General features: G+C 65.1%; 14 protein-coding genes and 1 pseudogene. 8 read left to right on the forward strand and 7 right to left on the reverse strand.

The window, feature by feature from the left end:
- Positions 1 to 32 precede the first annotated feature (32 nt).
- Complete coding sequence (locus VX037_RS02940) at positions 33 to 470, reverse strand: type II toxin-antitoxin system Rv0910 family toxin (RefSeq protein ID WP_328713140.1); 438 nt, start codon at positions 468 to 470, stop codon at positions 33 to 35.
- Here VX037_RS02940 and VX037_RS02945 point away from each other — a divergent pair.
- A pseudogene (locus VX037_RS02945) lies at positions 448 to 1,035 on the forward strand (DNA-3-methyladenine glycosylase); the annotation flags it as partial. The gene VX037_RS02940 and the pseudogene VX037_RS02945 overlap by 23 nt on opposite strands.
- Before the next feature lie 25 nt (positions 1,036 to 1,060).
- Here VX037_RS02945 and VX037_RS02950 read toward each other — a convergent pair.
- The 3 genes from VX037_RS02950 to VX037_RS02960 are packed head-to-tail and all read right to left on the reverse strand — an operon-like array spanning position 1,061 to position 5,008.
- A complete protein-coding gene (locus tag VX037_RS02950; protein WP_266059878.1) occupies positions 1,061 to 1,321 on the reverse strand; it encodes an antitoxin in 261 nt (86 codons plus the stop codon).
- A 10-nt stretch (positions 1,322 to 1,331) separates the two neighbouring features.
- A complete protein-coding gene (locus tag VX037_RS02955; protein ID WP_328713142.1) occupies positions 1,332 to 3,836 on the reverse strand; it encodes an HAD-IC family P-type ATPase in 2,505 nt (834 codons plus the stop codon).
- Positions 3,833 to 5,008 carry an MBL fold metallo-hydrolase gene (locus VX037_RS02960; protein ID WP_442903630.1) on the reverse strand — a complete coding sequence of 392 codons (1,176 nt, stop codon included), beginning with the start codon at positions 5,006 to 5,008 and terminating at the stop codon, positions 3,833 to 3,835. The genes VX037_RS02955 and VX037_RS02960 overlap by 4 nt, the downstream gene beginning before the upstream one ends.
- Before the next feature lie 195 nt (positions 5,009 to 5,203).
- Between VX037_RS02960 and VX037_RS02965 the strand changes: the two genes are divergently transcribed.
- Positions 5,204 to 5,899, forward strand: a complete 696-nt coding sequence (locus VX037_RS02965) for a TetR/AcrR family transcriptional regulator (RefSeq protein ID WP_328713144.1) — start codon at positions 5,204 to 5,206, stop codon at positions 5,897 to 5,899.
- A 20-nt stretch (positions 5,900 to 5,919) separates the two neighbouring features.
- Here VX037_RS02965 and VX037_RS02970 read toward each other — a convergent pair whose 3' ends face one another.
- The gene (locus VX037_RS02970; RefSeq protein WP_328713146.1) at positions 5,920 to 7,632 is read right to left on the reverse strand and encodes a purine-cytosine permease family protein; all 1,713 of its coding nucleotides are present in this window, start codon (positions 7,630 to 7,632) and stop codon (positions 5,920 to 5,922) included.
- Positions 7,633 to 8,040: 408 nt separating this feature from the next.
- On the opposite strand from VX037_RS02970, the gene VX037_RS02975 reads away from it, so the two are divergent.
- On the forward strand, positions 8,041 to 9,630 hold the full coding sequence (locus VX037_RS02975; RefSeq protein ID WP_328713147.1) for a DUF222 domain-containing protein: 1,590 nt from the start codon (positions 8,041 to 8,043) through the stop codon (positions 9,628 to 9,630).
- Positions 9,631 to 9,637: 7 nt separating this feature from the next.
- Here the strand turns inward: VX037_RS02975 and VX037_RS02980 are convergent, their stop codons facing one another.
- Entirely contained in the window at positions 9,638 to 10,369 is a 732-nt protein-coding gene (locus VX037_RS02980; RefSeq protein ID WP_235725468.1) for an enoyl-CoA hydratase, read from the reverse strand.
- A gap of 93 nt (positions 10,370 to 10,462) precedes the next feature.
- Here VX037_RS02980 and VX037_RS02985 point away from each other — a divergent pair, with 93 nt between their 5' ends.
- The 5 genes from VX037_RS02985 to VX037_RS03005 are packed head-to-tail and all read left to right on the forward strand — an operon-like array spanning position 10,463 to position 14,688.
- Positions 10,463 to 11,569, forward strand: a complete 1,107-nt coding sequence (locus VX037_RS02985) for an NAD(P)-binding domain-containing protein (RefSeq protein ID WP_235725467.1) — start codon at positions 10,463 to 10,465, stop codon at positions 11,567 to 11,569.
- 56 nt (positions 11,570 to 11,625) lie between these two features.
- Complete coding sequence (locus VX037_RS02990; protein ID WP_235725466.1) at positions 11,626 to 11,931, forward strand: helix-turn-helix transcriptional regulator; 306 nt, start codon at positions 11,626 to 11,628, stop codon at positions 11,929 to 11,931.
- Complete coding sequence (locus tag VX037_RS02995) at positions 11,928 to 12,593, forward strand: hypothetical protein (RefSeq protein ID WP_266063767.1); 666 nt, start codon at positions 11,928 to 11,930, stop codon at positions 12,591 to 12,593. Before VX037_RS02990 ends, VX037_RS02995 begins: the two co-directional genes overlap by 4 nt.
- Entirely contained in the window at positions 12,590 to 13,495 is a 906-nt protein-coding gene (locus VX037_RS03000) for an ABC transporter ATP-binding protein (RefSeq protein ID WP_328713149.1), read from the forward strand. The genes VX037_RS02995 and VX037_RS03000 overlap by 4 nt, the downstream gene beginning before the upstream one ends.
- Complete coding sequence (locus tag VX037_RS03005) at positions 13,492 to 14,688, forward strand: ABC transporter permease (RefSeq protein ID WP_328713150.1); 1,197 nt, start codon at positions 13,492 to 13,494, stop codon at positions 14,686 to 14,688. The genes VX037_RS03000 and VX037_RS03005 overlap by 4 nt, the downstream gene beginning before the upstream one ends.
- Positions 14,689 to 14,694: 6 nt before the next feature.
- On the opposite strand, the gene VX037_RS03010 is transcribed toward VX037_RS03005, so the two are convergent.
- Positions 14,695 to 15,978, reverse strand: a complete 1,284-nt coding sequence (locus tag VX037_RS03010) for a cryptochrome/photolyase family protein (protein WP_328713245.1) — start codon at positions 15,976 to 15,978, stop codon at positions 14,695 to 14,697.
- Between the last annotated feature and the right edge of the window lie 8 nt (positions 15,979 to 15,986).

A 15,986-nucleotide genomic window follows, 5' to 3' on the forward strand; every position in this document is an offset into this window, starting at 1 on the left:
TCCCCCTTGTCACGCAAACAATACGCGGTGGATCAGCCGAAAACCGTGCGGAATGTCGTCAACGACTTGCGCAGATCCCCGGACACCGCCATCGCCGCCGCCTTGCCTGCGGGGCCGATGAGCGGCAGACCACCCAGATCGACAGTGAACGTTACTGTCGAACCGGCATCGGTGGGAAGGATGCCGAGATCGAGCTTGGCCTTCACTCCACCTTTGCCATTGCCTTTGAGGCGCACCTGCTCGAACGGTTGGTACGTCTCGATCAGCCAGTCGAACCGGACCCTGGTGCCCTTGACCTTCACCACCGACGCCAGCGTCACGCCGGCCGCGAGTTCATCAGCACTGGGCACTGGCGAACGCCACCCGTCGTGCAGCAGCAGCCACTCGGAGAACCTCGACAGATCCGACGCTGCCGCCCAGGTATCCTCGACGGACAAGTCCACGTCGATGGAGTCACTCGTCTTGGCCATGGTCAGTGAGCCTAGCGTCAGCCTCGAGGCCCGAGCCCTACTGGGCGCCGTTCTCGTCGGTCACGGAGTCGCCGCCCGCATCACCGAGGTCGAGGCCTACGGCGGCCGCGACGACCCGGCGTCACACGCGTACCGGCGTACCCCCCGCTCGGAGATCATGTACGGGCCGCCCGGACGCCTGTACGTCTACCGCATCCATGGCCACCACTGCGCGAACGTGGTGACCGGCCCCACCGAGCAGGGGGCGGCGGTCCTGATCCGCGCCGGGGAGATCGTCGACGGCCTGGCGACCGCGCGCGACCGACGGCCCACCGCCGGCAACGACGCTGCGCTGGCGCGCGGCCCCGGCAACCTGACCCGCGCCCTCGGGATCACGATGGCCGACCTCGGCACCGACCTCGGCGAACCCCACCCGGTTCGCCTCGACGCGACGGGGCGACCGGCAGGTGTGCACATCGCGGTCGGCCCGCGGGTCGGGGTGCGGTTGGCCGCCGACGTCGCATGGCGCTACTGGATCGTCGGCGACCCCTCGGTGTCGGCCTACCGACGCCACCCGCGCGCTGCTGCCGCCGGCGATCCCGAGGCAGGCCTCACTGCTGAGGCGGATTCGGGTTCTGCTGGGTTGGGTTCTGCTGGGTCGGGTTCTGCGGGTTCCGCTGGGGCGGTTGCGAATTCGGATCATTCGACGACTCGGCGCCGACGGCCTTCTTGACCGCGTCCTGCGCCTTGTCGACGTGACCGGCATACTTGCCGCCGGTCGCTTTGTCGATGTAGGAGCCACCCTTTTCGATCAGGTGCGGGTTGCCCCGGAGCGTGTTCTTGGCCTTGTCCACGAGTCCCTTGAGATCCATACGGACCACCCTAGTTATTTCTCGGCGAATGCGACGCCCGCGCATCCCGAACCGCGATCAATCCGGGTACCACTCGTGACACCGCTTCGACGGCGGCCACACCGACGGCGCCCACCATGACCGCCACCGAGACCATCTGTACGTTCGACGAGTCGAGTCGGAAGAGTTCCTGAGTCCACGACCAGGTGAAGATGAGCACGTAGGCCCCCACCGACAGCGCCAGCAACACGACTTTCCACCAGGTGTACGGGCGGGCCACCACCGCGAGCACATAGAGCGCAACCATCAGCAGGGTGATCAGCGCGGCAGTGGCGGCCTGCGTCTGTTCCGGGGTGAAGTCGATCGAGTCCTTGGCCCCGACAGCCATCTCGTTGCCGCCCGGGTTGACGATGATGTAAGTCGCGAAGGTGGCGAGCCCGACGATGATCCCGTTGGGTACCGCCTGCGCCAGGACCCGGCGGACGAATCCGGTTCGTGCGCGCTCGGAGTTGGGCGCCAGGGAGAGGACGAACGCCGGTATCCCGATGGTGAACCATGCCGAGATGGTGACGTGGATCGGCTGGAACGGATAGCTGATCGACCCGAATCCGAACACCTCACCGCACACGCCGGCCAACCCCACCAACAGGGCAAGCAGGACGGCGTACACCGTCTTGGTGAGAAACAGGTTCGAGACGCGCTCGATGTTGCCGATGACCCGACGCCCCTCGGCCACCACGTATGGAAGGGTCGCGAACTTGTTGTCGAGCAACACGATCTGGGCCACCGACCGCGCCGCGGAACTCCCGGAGCCCATCGCCACCCCGATGTCGGCGTCCTTGAGTGCCAGCACGTCGTTCACGCCGTCACCGGTCATCGCCACCGTGTCCCCGCGGGACTGCAACGCGGCAACCATGGCCCGTTTCTGATCGGGCCGCACACGGCCGAAGGTGACGCCGCGGCCGACGACGTCGGCGAGTTCGTCGGTGTCGGTTGGCAACGACCGTGCGTCCACCGAAGTCGCCGGGCTACCGAGCCCGAGCGAGGCCGCGACGGCTCCGACCGACGCAGCGTTGTCCCCGGAGATGACCTTCACCTGTACCCGTTGTCCGGCGAAATAGTCGAGTGTGTCGCGTGCGTCGGGTCGGACCCGCTGTTCGAGCACCACCAGCGCGATCGGTGTCACGGTTCCCGGCGCCACCTGGTCATCCGATGGAGGTGTGTCCACGGCGACGTCGGTGCGCGCCAACAGCAGCACGCGCAGGCCTTGCACACCGAGCTCGGCGGCGTCGGCGGCGACGTCGCTGTCCGCATCGAGCAGCACGTCGGGAGCACCGATCAGCCAGTTACCCATGTCGGCGTCGGTGGTGTCGTCGCGGAACGACATCCCGCTCCACTTCTTTGCCGAGGTGAATGGCTCGAGCGCGCTCATCGTCCAGCGAGGCGGATCGGGATAGGCCTCGGCAAGTGCTTGGATGCTCGCGTTGGGGCGCGGGTCATGCGCCGCGATCGCTGCCAGGACACGGTCGACCTCGCCGACTTCGGTCGCGTCGACGGCGTCGACTCCCCGGGTCAACCGAACCTCGGCGAGGCGCATCCCGTTCTCGGTGAGCGTCCCCGTCTTGTCGGCGCAGACCACGTTGACACGCGCCAGGCCCTCGATGGCGGGCAGCTCGTTGACGAGACACTGCCGCTGACCGAGCCGGACCACGCCCACCGCGAACGCGATCGAGGTCATCAGCACCAGCCCCTCGGGCACCATCGGCACGAGTGCGGCAACCATGCCGAGCAGCGCCGCGCGAATGCCGTTATCACTGATGAACAACTGATTGATGATCGTGAGGATGCCGGCCGGGATCAACAGCCAGGTGATCACCTTGAGGATCTGATCGATACCCGATCGCAGTTCCGAGGAGACCAAGGTGAACTTCGACGCCTCGGCGGCCAACTGCGCGGCATAAGCGTCCGCACCGACCCTGGTGGCGCGGTAGGCGCCCGCCCCCGCGACCACGAAGCTGCCGGACAGGATCGGGTCGCCGGGCGTTTTGTCCACGGCATCGGCTTCACCGGTCAGCAGCGACTCGTCGACGTCGACGGCGAGCGCCTCGACCATCTCACCGTCGACCACGATCTGATCGCCGGGGCCGATCTCGATGATGTCGTCGAGCACCACCTCGTCGGGAGCGACGTCGGTCGACTCACCGTCGCGGCGAACGACAGGCCGGGCCTGACCGACGATCGCCAGTTTGTCCAGCGTCCGTTTGGCCCGGACCTCCTGGATGATTCCCACACTGCTGTTGGCCACGATCAACAACCCGAACAGGCCGTTGATGAGCGAACCGGTGGACGCGACGATGACGAACAGCACGCCGAGGATGGCGTTGATGCGGGTCAGCACATTGGCGCGGACAATGTCGAAGACCGTCCGCCCGGAGCGGTCCGGCCGGTCGTTGACCTGGCCGTCGGCTACCCGGCGCGCGACCTCGGCAGCGGTCAACCCGGGGTTGTCGGCAGTCTCGGTCGTAACCTGTGTCACGCGCTCTTCTCCCACCAGCGCGGCATCTCGAGCCCCGTCCCGGTCCGGTGGAGCAGATGCACGGTGCCGCCCGGCGGCGGAATCAGTACGTCGGTGGGATTGGCCACTGCCGCCGGCAGCAGCCGTGCGATCGGATCGCCCCAGGAATGTCGGGCCAGGTTGAAGGTGCCCCAGTGGATGGGGATCATCACCGATTCGCCATCACGTGCAAGCATCCGGTGCACCACGACGGCCTCTTCCGGCGTGACGTGCACATCGGGCCACACCGGGTCGTAGGCACCCACTGCCGTCAGCGACGCATCGACCGGGCCGAGCCGGGCAGCGACATCCTCGAAGTGTTCCGAGAACCCTGTGTCGCCCGAGAAGAAGACACGGTGTACCGGGCCGGCCATCACCCAGCTCCCCCAGAGCGCCAGATTGCGGGACAGCGAACGTCCGGAGAAGTGCCGCGCCGGGCAGCAGATGAAGGTGATGTCGCGTCCACCGGCCGACACCGTGACCTCGCCCCACCAGTCGGCCTGATCGATCCGGTCGGCGGCCACGCCCCAGGCGATGAGATGTGCGCCTACCCCAATCGGTGCGACGAACCGTGCCTGCGGATGCAGCAGCGCCAGGTCGACAACGGTCGCCATGTCGAGGTGGTCGTAGTGGTCGTGGCTGATCAGCACCACATCTATGGAGGGCAGGTCGGCGACGGTGACCGGCGCCGCATGCATCCGGGCCGGTCCAACGGTCTGCGACGGCGAGCAGCGACGACTCAGGACCGGGTCGGTGAGCACCCGCACCCCGTCGATCTCGACGAGCACCGACGCGTGCCCGAGCCAGGTGATCTGTAGGTCTTCGACGTCGTCGGAGAAGGCGGGCGCCAACACCGGAACGGGCCGACGCGGCTTGCCCGGGCGACGGGCCATGTCGAGCACCACGCGCAGATCGGCGTCCACCTGCGACGGCGAATGGTCGAGGTTGCGGAAGAACCCGTCGCGCAGATTCGGTGAGCCATGCGTGAAAGCGCCGATCTCAGTGGCACTTGCACCAAGGGCGCGTGCCGCCGGCACGCCCCCGCGGGCCAGGGAACCGGTCGCCGACTCCAGCGCAGTCCGTCCGGCCGCCGCCAGGGTCGTTGCGGCGCGTCGTGCCAGGCCCGGGGACACTGAGCCGATCGTCGAGGTCACGGACCCAGGGTAATGCCGTCGCGCCCGATGCCGCGGATGGATCGCCCGCCACGGCGTTCATGGCGCCGCGCCAGGCGAAACTGTCCCCATTCATGGGGCCATCCAGCACATCCGGTCCGATCTGCACTGATAGTCTGCTTCGGATATGTTCACCGCGCATGCGCAGGTCGCAGGCGCTCAGGGGGGTAATGCGGTTTGGCACGGATGTCAGTCGAGCAACGACGGACGGCGTTGATCGAAGCCGCCTACCGGGTCATCGCCGACCACGGTGTGGAGGGGGCGACGACCCGCCGCATCTGTTCGCACGCCAATATGCCGCTGGCGAGCTTTCATTATGCGTTCGACAGCCGCACATCGTTGTTGAGCGCGGTCATGGAAACCGCGGTCCCCTCGGACATCGGCCGGATGCTCGAGGCGATCCTCCCGATGACGGCCGACTCCGAGGCGCGCGGCGTCGAGGCGATGCGCAAGAACATGCAGGCTCACCTCGAGGCCTTCTACCGGCTGCTCAAGGCCGACCCCGGGCGCATGCAGGCGACGATCTCACTCGGCATCTACGCCCACAATCACGCCGAGCTGCAGGCTGTCGGCAAGCAGATGTACCAGCGGCTCTACGAGGTCGCCACGATCGGCCTCGAGGTTGCTGCCGAGCGGTCCGGAGTGCGCTGGATCGAGCCGACAGCGAACCTCAGTCCGGTGATCATCGCGACCACAAACACGATCACCTTGACCTATCTGAGCACGTCTGACGACGTGGCCATCGCGAAGATCATCGAATTGATGGTGACCGCACTCAGCGCTTACCTCATCGAGGACTGCCCGAACGGAGATGTCGAGGCGCTGCCGGATCGTTCGGTGAACGATCCGGCAGCGACCACAATCAACGTGTGATGACGCTCAGTGCGATGTCATCAGGCCGGCGGTTGAGCGGGCAGCACATGTTCGCCGGTCTTGTCGCAGGACAGAGCCAGCGAACTGATGTACTGCTTCTCGCCGTTGGGCCCTGGCACGTTGGAGGCGATCATGTCCGGACGCTCGAAGTCGATCCCGGTCACGCAGCATGTGAGGCGAACGTCGGTGGGGTTACCGTGCTCGTCGTACATCGGGATGTTGATCCCGTCGTCGGTGCGGCGCAGGTAGTACTTGCCCTGTGTCGCCGTGGCGATGATAGGCGGCAGCACCAGCGCGAGGATCAACGCGACCAACGGTGAGTACGGCTGGATGGCATCGCCGAACACGTGGAAGTACACCATGATCGACACGCCCCCGGCCACGATCACCGACACGAAGCCGACCGGGTTCACGTTGTAGAGCATGCCGCGCCGGAACTCTGGCTCCTTGGGCGAGATCTTCAGCAGATACTTGTTGATCGCGATGTCGGAGGCGACCGTCACGATCCACGCGATCGCGCAGTTGGCGTAGAAGTTCAACAGTTCGTTCAGGAAGCTGAACATGTTGGCTTCCATCAGCGCGATTGCGATGGCGACGTTGAACACCAGGAAGACGAGCCGGCCCGGGTAGGTCTTGGTGACCCGGGTGAAGCTGTTGGTCCACGCCAGCGAGCCCGAGTAAGCGTTCGTGACATTGATCTTGACCTGGCTGATCACCACCAGGATCACCGCGAGGGTCATTGCCAGCCAGTGCGGCATGAACTCTTCGTAGACGGCGAGGAACTGCTGGACGGGCTCATTGGCCACACCCGCCTGTTCGGCGAAGTTCATGATCAGATAAACGGCCAGGAACAACCCGACGATCTGCTTGATGGCGCCGAAGATGACCCATCCGGGGCCGGCCGTCAGCACAGCGGTCCACCATTTGCGATTGTTCTCCGGCGTCTTGGGCGGCATGAAGCGCAGGTAGTCGATCTGCTCGGCGATCTGGGCGATCAATGAGAGACAGACACCGGCGGCGAGCATCGTTCCGGCAAACGACACGCCATGGCCTGCTTGGCCATCGGTTCCGCCGCTGAACGCGAAGAAGTCACCGATCGCGTCGGGATGCTTGATCACCAGATAGAGGAACGGGAAGACCATCATGATCAGCCACAGCGGAGTCGTCCAGACCTGCAGCTTGGCGAGGGTGTTCATCCCGTAGATCACCAGCGGGATGATCAACACCGACGACAGCAGATAGCCAAGCCACAGTGGGATATTGAGACCCAGTTTGAGACCTTGAGCCATGATCGAGCCCTCGAGCGCGAAGAAGATGAACGTGAAGGACGCGAAGATGACGTTGGTCAGGACCGATCCGTAATAGCCGAAACCGCTTCCGCGCGTGATGAGGTCGAGATCGATGTTGTAGCGCGCCGCGTAGTAGGCCAGCGGATAGCCGGTCAGCACAATGACGATCGCGAAGAACGCGATCCCGAGCAGTGCATTGCCGGTACCGTTGGCGATGCCGACGTTGGCACCGATCGCGAAGTCGGCCAGATAGGCGATGCCACCCAGGGCAGAGATGGCGACAACACCCGGGCCCCACTTGCGATAGCTCCGTGGAGCGAATCGCAGTGTGTAGTCCTCGAGCGTCTCGCGTGCGGCGGCGGCCTGCGCACCGGTCGCGACGATACTGTGTTCAGCGCTCTCGATCTCACCGATGTCCTCGGTGAATTCCGATTCTCTCGACATACCTCTCCCTCACCGGACCCGGCATCAACCAGGGGTGGTCAACGCCTTGGCTGAAAGTAGGGACCAAGGGTTTCGGTCACTTGATCGATATGTTTCGTCTGTGAAAACTGCGGCGCGGCATGGAGTTCGAGGCTCTTAATGTCCGATTTGGGCGTATTTTGGGATTCATGGGACACGCATTCGTGGCGATGCGCACGTGTCCAGTCGCGCGCATGTCGAACCGACGAGATCTACCGCTGACCTGTGCGAACGTTCTTGTCGGTGCCGTGTCGTAGGTTGGTTTCAGCGAGATCGACGAAGTGATGTGAGCCAGGTCGGGCCGGTGATTGAGCGGTCTGTTCCTTCCAGAGATATGTGGGTTGTGGTCTCGTGCTGCCCCTGTTGCTGTCTCTGAAAGGTGCGTATCTCGTGTCGGGTCCGGGTTGGTCGATCGTGTCGTGGTGGAGTGACCCGTCGCCGTGGCCGGACCTACCGTCGCTGTTCACCAGCGGGTTACCGGCCGAGCAGGTCGGGTCGCGGGAGACGAATGATCTGCTCGGCGCCTTGATCTCCGATGCACACGGTGAGGCATTCCTGGCGTGGCATCGCTATCAGATCGCCGCCGAACTCCACACCCGCCTGGTCGGATCAGAATCCGAAGAGCACGCCCTGTTGCTGCATGACGGGTTCGCCGACTGCGCCGCCCGGATCGCGGTGAGCCAAGCCATCAGTCAGGGTGCGGCCGAAAAGTTCCTGCATCAAGCGGTCGCGTTACGCGACCGTCTGCCACAAGTGGCGCAGCGGTTGCGCGAGGGGCGGATCACTGCCGAGTTGATCGTCAAGATCATCTCCCGCACCGAACTGATCGATGGGCAACCCTATGCCGCGGCGGTCGATGCCGAGATCGCCGCCGACATCGACGCCCACACCACCGCCTGGTCGGCGCATCGGCTGCGCGACATGATTGATCGGATCATCTTCCGGCATCACCCCGATGCGGTACGTGAACGCCGCCGCCAGGCCCTCGACAAGCGTGGTGTGCACTCCACGAACACCGGTGACGGGATGGCCGAGATCTCGGCGACGATGGCCGCCGAAAACGTACGCATCGCCGCCGAGGCGGTCCGTAAGCTGGCCGACGCGGTGTGCGACAACGACGAACGAACCCGCCAGCAACGGGCCTCAGATGCGATGTTCGCCCTATTGTCGGGCACACCGTTCGAATGCCTATGTGGTGTCGACACCTGCACCGCCGTGATCCCGGAGGCGACCACGGTGCCACCGGCGGATGCGAAGATCGTCATCCACGTGGTGTGTGACGAGGCCACCCTGGATGGTGCTGAGCATGCCGGGTTCATCGACGGCTACGGCGTCATCGATGACGCACATGTGCGTGAGTTGGCGGCGCGTAAGGACGCGGTCATCAAGCCATTGGTGCCCGAGGGCACCGAACCCGACCCGGATGGCGGGTTCACGCTGGATGCGCACCTGCCGTCGGATCCGTATCGGCTGTCCTCGGCGTTGGAGACGTTCATCCGGATTCGGGATGCCTACAGCGTTATCCCCGGCAACGACACCCCCGCGTGGCGCTCCGATATCGATCACGTCGCCGAATACAACCATGCCGATCCGGCCAGGGGTGGTCAGACCGAACCGGACAACCTGAACGTCAAAGACCGCTTCTCCCACATCCGTAAGACGTTCGGGTCGTGGCTCGACGACCAGTACCGCGACCGCCACGGCCGGTTACGCACCGAGTTCATCACCCCCGAAGGCCTCGTCATCGCCGGCGATACCGAAAGCATGGAGAAACTGTTCCCCGGACTAGGACGTATCCGATTCAAACCGCCACCACCGGCGGCCGACAAAAGCACCGACACACCGCCACCGCCGCCGACACCACCCACCCGCTCCACACCTCGGGTGGCAGCCAAACACACCCGCCGACAGCAAGAACGCAAACGCAACCGACAACGACGAGAGGAAGCCGAAGCCGCCGACGACCGTGATCAGGACTAGTCGGACACTAGCGTCCGGAGAATCTCGGCGCGCGCTTCTCGGCGCGTGCCGCCCGCCCCTCCGCGAGATCATCGCTCTCCCAAGCCTGCATCATCGCCGCGAGCCGATCGGCGGCGGGCTCGGTGCGCGCACCGTCCTCATTGAGGACCATCTTGTAGTGCCGCAGGGTCAGCGGCGCGAGATCGGCGATCATGGACGCCCAATGCTGCGCGTCGGTCAGATCCCCGATGCGATTCGCAAACCCCAGCGCATGCGCCCGATCGGCCGACAAGGGATCACACCCGATGAGCATGCCACGCGCCTGACCGGCGCCGACCAGCGACACCAGGCGCCGGATGGTCCACTCGTCTACTGCGACTCCGATCTTCGCGGCCGGGATACCCGCTATCGCATCGGGCGCCATCACGCGCAGATCGGCCGCCATGGCCAGCTGCAGACCCGCCCCCAGCGCCGAACCGTTCAACGCGGCGATCACGGGAATCGGGGTGGCCTCGATCTGCTGCAGCGTGCCCACCAGTCGGTCCAGAAACCCCGGGTCGTAGACGGGCCCGGACAGATCAGCGCCCGCGCAGAACACCGATCCGCGCCCGGTCACCACGATGGCCCGCGCGCCCGCATCGACCGCGGAGGTGAAGGCGTCCGACAATCCGGCAAGCATCTGCTCGTCGAGAGCGTTGCGCTTGTCGACCCGGTCCAGCTCGATGGTCACAACGGTCCCAGTGGCAGACGAGTGGATCATGAGCCGAAGCCTACCCATCCCCCGGGTTCGGCGTCTGTGCCCACGGCGGCGGGCACCACACCCGAGCACGATGCCAGACTGAGAACCGTGGACATGGCTGACCGAACCGATGTGGTGGTGATCGGCGGCGGACAGGCGGGGTTGTCGGCGGCCTACTTCCTGCAGCGATTCGGTCTCGGCAACCGCTACCTGTTGCTAGACCACGCGCCCGGCCCCGGTGGCGCCTGGCAGTTCCGTTGGCCCACCCTGACCCTCGCGACCGCCAACGGCGTGCACGATCTCCCCGGACTCGGGTTGGTCGAGGCCCTGGGCCGAGACTGCGAGGCCTTCCCCGCCGCCACCGCCGTGCCCGAATACTTCGGCAGGTACGAAGAGAAGTTCGGACTCGCCATTCGGCGTCCGGTCAGCGTCGAGATGGTCGACCACGCTGACGACAACTACACCGACGGCGAATTCGCCGTCACACTCGGCGACGGAGCCGTCATCGGCGCACGCGCCATCATCAACGCCACCGGCACCTGGGAGCGGCCTTTCGTCCCGTATGTCCCCGGTATCGCAGACTTCCGCGGCCGACAACTGCACACCCATGACTATGTGGGCCCCGACGAGTTCGCCGGCCAACGGGTCCTGGTGGTGGGCGCCGGAATCTCTGCGGTGCAGTTGCTGATCGAGATCGCACGGCATGCTGTCGGCGTCGAGACGTACTGGTGTTCGCGCACCGAGCCCGTCTTCGACGCCACACCGTTCGACCCCGACAAGGGCAGACAGGCGGTGGCCCGGGTCGAGGAGCGAGTACGCGCCGGCCTGCCGCCCACGTCGGTGGTGTCGGTCACCGGGTTGGCACTGACCCCGTCGATCGCCGCCGCCCGCGATGACGGCATCCTGACGTGGCACCGGATGTTCACCCGGATCACCGAGACCGGCGTGTGCTGGGACTGCGGTACCGGCCCGGCCGGGAGTGATCATCTCGACGTCGACGTCATCTTCTGGAACACCGGTTTTCGCAGCTCACTGGATCATCTGGCACCACTGCGCCTGCGCTCGTCCGGCGGTGGAATCACCATGACGGGTCGGCTCGCGACCACCGTCGCCGATGATCCGCGGGTGCAGTTACTGGGGTACGGGCCGTCCGCGTCGACCATCGGGGCGAACAGAGCCGGCCGCGAAGCTGCACGCAATGTCGCAGAATTCCTCGATTAACAGCATTTCGATGTATCCCCTTGACATGTTGTTGTGTTTTCACAACACTTGATCAGGTGAGTCCAGTGCGGCGGGGTGACAAGCTCCCCATTTACAACCGGATCGGCGTGTTACGCGCCGAGCGCAAGCTCACCCGCGCCCAACTCGCCGAGATGGTCGGGGTGAATGTGCAGTCGGTGGGCGCACTCGAACGGGGGGACAACTATCCCAGCCTGGATCTGGCCTTCCGCATCTGCGCCGTATTCGATCTACCCGTCGAAGCCGTGTTCAGTCGCACTGAATTCGGTGCGATGTCAGCGGAACTGTATCGGCGTCCGGACAGCCACGATTCACCGACTTCAGACCTTGGAGGTGCACGATGAGGGACCCCAACTCCGCCGTTCCCGAGGAGGCGACTCCGGAATTCTGGCGTCGCTACGATCTCTGGCGAGCCCAGCGGCATCTGCGTTTCAACACCAGGCATGCCGGCTCACTCCGACGGTGGCGCAACCGTCGTGGCTATCGCACATTGGTGGTGTGCCAATTGGTGATTCTCGCCGTCGCCGGCATCGCCGCCGTCCTCTCCTACTTCACCGAGTGGTTCATCGTGCCGTTCGGGGTGGCCGTGGTCGGCTCGCTCGTATGCCAGTACCTGCTCCGTATCGTCACCGGGTCGATCGCCGACACGCCCGTCTCGGCCCTCGACGAGATTCAAGCGGCACAACGTAACTCGGCACGATCGATGGCATTCATCGTGCTGTACTCGCTGATGTTCGTGCCCTACTTCATCTTGGTCGCCCTCAGTACCCAAGACCAGGTCAGCGGCGACGCGGTGTACGGCACCGCGATCGTGCTGATCACGCTCGTGTTGTGCGCGGTGATGCTGCCGACACTGCTGACCACATGGTGGATGTCCGACCCCGATCCCGAAGATCTCGAAGTCGCCCCCGCCTACCCCGAGGACTCCGCGCACCACCCCGGCTCCGCGCCCCTCCCCGACCCGGACAACCCGGACACCGCCGACCCCGAACGGAGCACGCGATGAACGAACCGTTGATCATCGACGGCCTACACAAACGATATGGCGATCTGGTCGCCCTGCAGGACATGACTTTCCAGGTGTCACCCGGGGAGTTGTTCGGATTCGTGGGCAGCAACGGCGCCGGCAAATCCACCACCATGCGCATCATCCTGGGTGTTCTCGCAGCCGACGCAGGCCGCGTCACGCTCGGTGCGAATCCCATCGATCTGCACACCCGCCGTCAGATCGGGTACATGCCCGAGGAGCGCGGCCTGTATCCGAAGATGAAAGTGGGTGAACAACTCGTATTTCTCGCTCGCCTGCACGGTATGTCCATCAGAGCCGCGCAGGAAAGTGTGGACCGTTGGACCACCCGACTCGGGGTCGACCAGCGTGTCAATGACGATGTGGGCGATCTGAGCCTGGGCAACCAGCAACGCGTGCAACTCGCTGCCGCACTCGTCCACGATCCTCGCGTACTGGTCCTCGACGAGCCTTTCTCCGGTCTCGACCCAGTGGCCGTCGATGTGATGAGTGATGTCCTCAAAGAGAAAGCTGCCGAGGGTATCCCGGTGATCTTCTCGTCGCATCAGCTCGACCTGGTCCAACGGTTGTGCGATCGCGTCGGCATCGTGGCGCGCGGCCAGATGCGTGCGCTCGGACGCGTCGACGAACTGCGGGCCCGCGACGGCGTCACCCTGGAGATCACCGGGCCGACGACCACGACCCGATGGGCCGACGATCTGCCCGGCGTTCTGGGCGCCGATTATCGGCGCACAGACAACATCACGTCGCTGCGCGTGGACCCGACGATCGCCGACGACCAGTCCATCCTCGCCGCAGCCCTGCGCACCGGACCGGTACACCGGTTCGCGCCCTCGACTCCCGATCTGACCGAACTGTTCCGAGAGGCCGTTTCCGCATGAACTCCTCTGTCCCGCAATCCTCAGCCGCCCAATCGATCTGGCTGGTCGCCCAACGAGAAATCGTCACACGCGCCAAAACCCGATCATTCCTCATCAGTACCGGGCTACTGATGGTCGTGATCATCGTCGGCGCAGTCGTGTGGTCGGCATTGGCAGGCGATTCCGAACCCGACAAGGTCGGCGTCGTCGGGGGTGGCCCCGCATTGTCGAGCACGATCGAGGAATTCGGGAACGCGACCGGCAGCCCGGTCGACGTGCAACCGGTGGCGACGGCCGAGGACGCGCGCAATCAAGTGGCCGACGGAGGACTCGACGCCGCGCTGGTCGTCGGGCCGAACGCACAGTTCGTTGCGATCTCCGACAGCGGTCTCAGTCCGACGCTCGATGGCATCCTCCGGTCCTCGGTTGACCAGGCGTCATTGAATCAAGCCCTCTCCGATCGTGGTGTCGACGCGGCCATGCTGCCCCGGGCATCGCTCACCGTGGAGCAGACGACCCCCGACCGACCGGATGAGGGACAACGTATCGTCATCGCGCTGGTCGGGACGATCCTGCTCATCACGGCGATCATGATGGGGGGTTCCATGGTGGCCGTGGGCGTGGTCGAGGAGAAGACCTCACGCGTCGTCGAACTGTTGTTGGCCACCATCAAACCGCTGCACCTGTTGTGGGGAAAGATCATCGGGATCGGCGCGATCGCGATGGCGCAGGTTCTGTTGCTGGGAGCGACCGCGTTGATCGCCGGCATGGCCACCGGGTTGCTGACCATCCAGGGCACGGCTATCGGCATGTTCGCCGCCGTCATCGCGTGGTTCGTGCTCGGATTCCTGTTCTTTGCAACGCTCTACGCCGCGACAGGCGCACTCGTCTCCCGGCAGGAGGAACTCAACGCCAGCTCCGCGCCGTTGACCATCCTCGCGATGGCGGTGATGTACTCGGGGATCTTCGGCATCCAGGCACTGGATTCCACGTTGATTCAGGTACTCACGTGGATTCCGCCGTTCAGCGCCGCGCTCATGCCGATTCGGATCGCGACCGGCGACACCTCAACCATGCAGGTCATCGTCACCTTCGTGCTGATGATCCTGGCCTGCGCCGCAGCAACCTGGTTTGCCTCGCGGATCTATCAGCGGTCGATCTTGCGTACCGGCACCCGCATCAAGTGGAGTGAGGCACTGTCGCTGGCTCGCTGATCAGGGTCAGATCTCGCCGAAACGCCGGAGTGCTTCTTCTCGCTCCGCCTTGTGGTCGACCATGGGGTCGGGATAGTCGTCCGACCCGTACTCCGGCACCCAGCGCTTCACATACTCGCCGTCCGGGTCGAACCGCCCGGCCTGAGTATCGGGATTGAACACCCGGAAGTACGGCGCCGCATCGGTTCCCGTACCGGCAGCCCATTGCCACCCATGCTGATTGGAGGCCATGTCCCCGTCGATCAGCTGGTCGAGAAACCACTGGGCACCCCACCACCACGGCAAGTGCAGGTCCTTCACCAGAAACGATGCGGTGAGCATGCGTACCCGGTTGTGCATGAATCCCGACTCGGCCAGCTGGCGCATACCGGCGTCGACCAGCGGGAAGCCGGTACGCCCCGCCTTCCAGGTGTCGAAGCGTTCATAGGCCGACTTGTCGGTGTCCAGGGCGATGTCGTCGAATTGGCTGTTCCAGTTGTGCCAGGCGCTCTTCGGCCAGTGGTAGAGCACGTCGGCGTAGAAATCGCGAAACGCCAGCTCCCGCAGATACGCTTGCGCGCCTTTCGATCTGCCAAGATCGGCGGCCAGCGTGCGCGGGTGGATGTTGCCGAACTTCAGGTAAGCCGACATCCGGCTGGTGACGTCGAGATCGGGTCGGTCACGGTCCTCGTCGTAGCCGGGGAGATCGTCGTCGACGAAGGTCCGCCACCGCTGCAACGCGGCCCGCTCCCCGGCAGGCAGCGACAATTCGGTGGGGGCAGCGGGAATCTTGATGCGGCCGGAACGCTTGATGGTGCTGGGATCCACGAGGTCGGTAGCGGAAACCGACGACGACGCCGGAGCGCGCCACCCGTGGCTGCGCCACTGCTTGAAGTACGGCGTGAACACTTTGTAGGGCTCGCCATCGGATTTGGTGACCCGTCCCGGCGACACCAGGTACGGCGAGCCCACCGCCTCGAATGGGGTGTCGCCCAACGCTTCGGCCACTGCCCCGTCACGCCGACGACCGAACGGCGAATAGTCCTCGCTCACATGGACCGACATCGCATCGACGGCGCGGGCCAATCGGGGGATCTCCTCGTCGGGCCGACCGCGGACCACCAGGAGCCGCCCGGACAACTGCTCGTCGAGGTCGCGCAGCGAGTCGAAGAGAAAACTCAAACGTCGTGGACCCGACGACTTCTCCAGTCGCGGGTCCACGACGAAACAGATCAGTACCTCGTCAGCGGCTTCCTGCGCCGCGATCAGCGGCGGAAGATCGCCCAGGCGCAGATCGCGCCGGAGCCACAGCAGCGAGG

The organism is Gordonia sp. Z-3, assembly GCF_036233855.1.
Classification (GTDB): domain Bacteria; phylum Actinomycetota; class Actinomycetes; order Mycobacteriales; family Mycobacteriaceae; genus Gordonia; species Gordonia tangerina.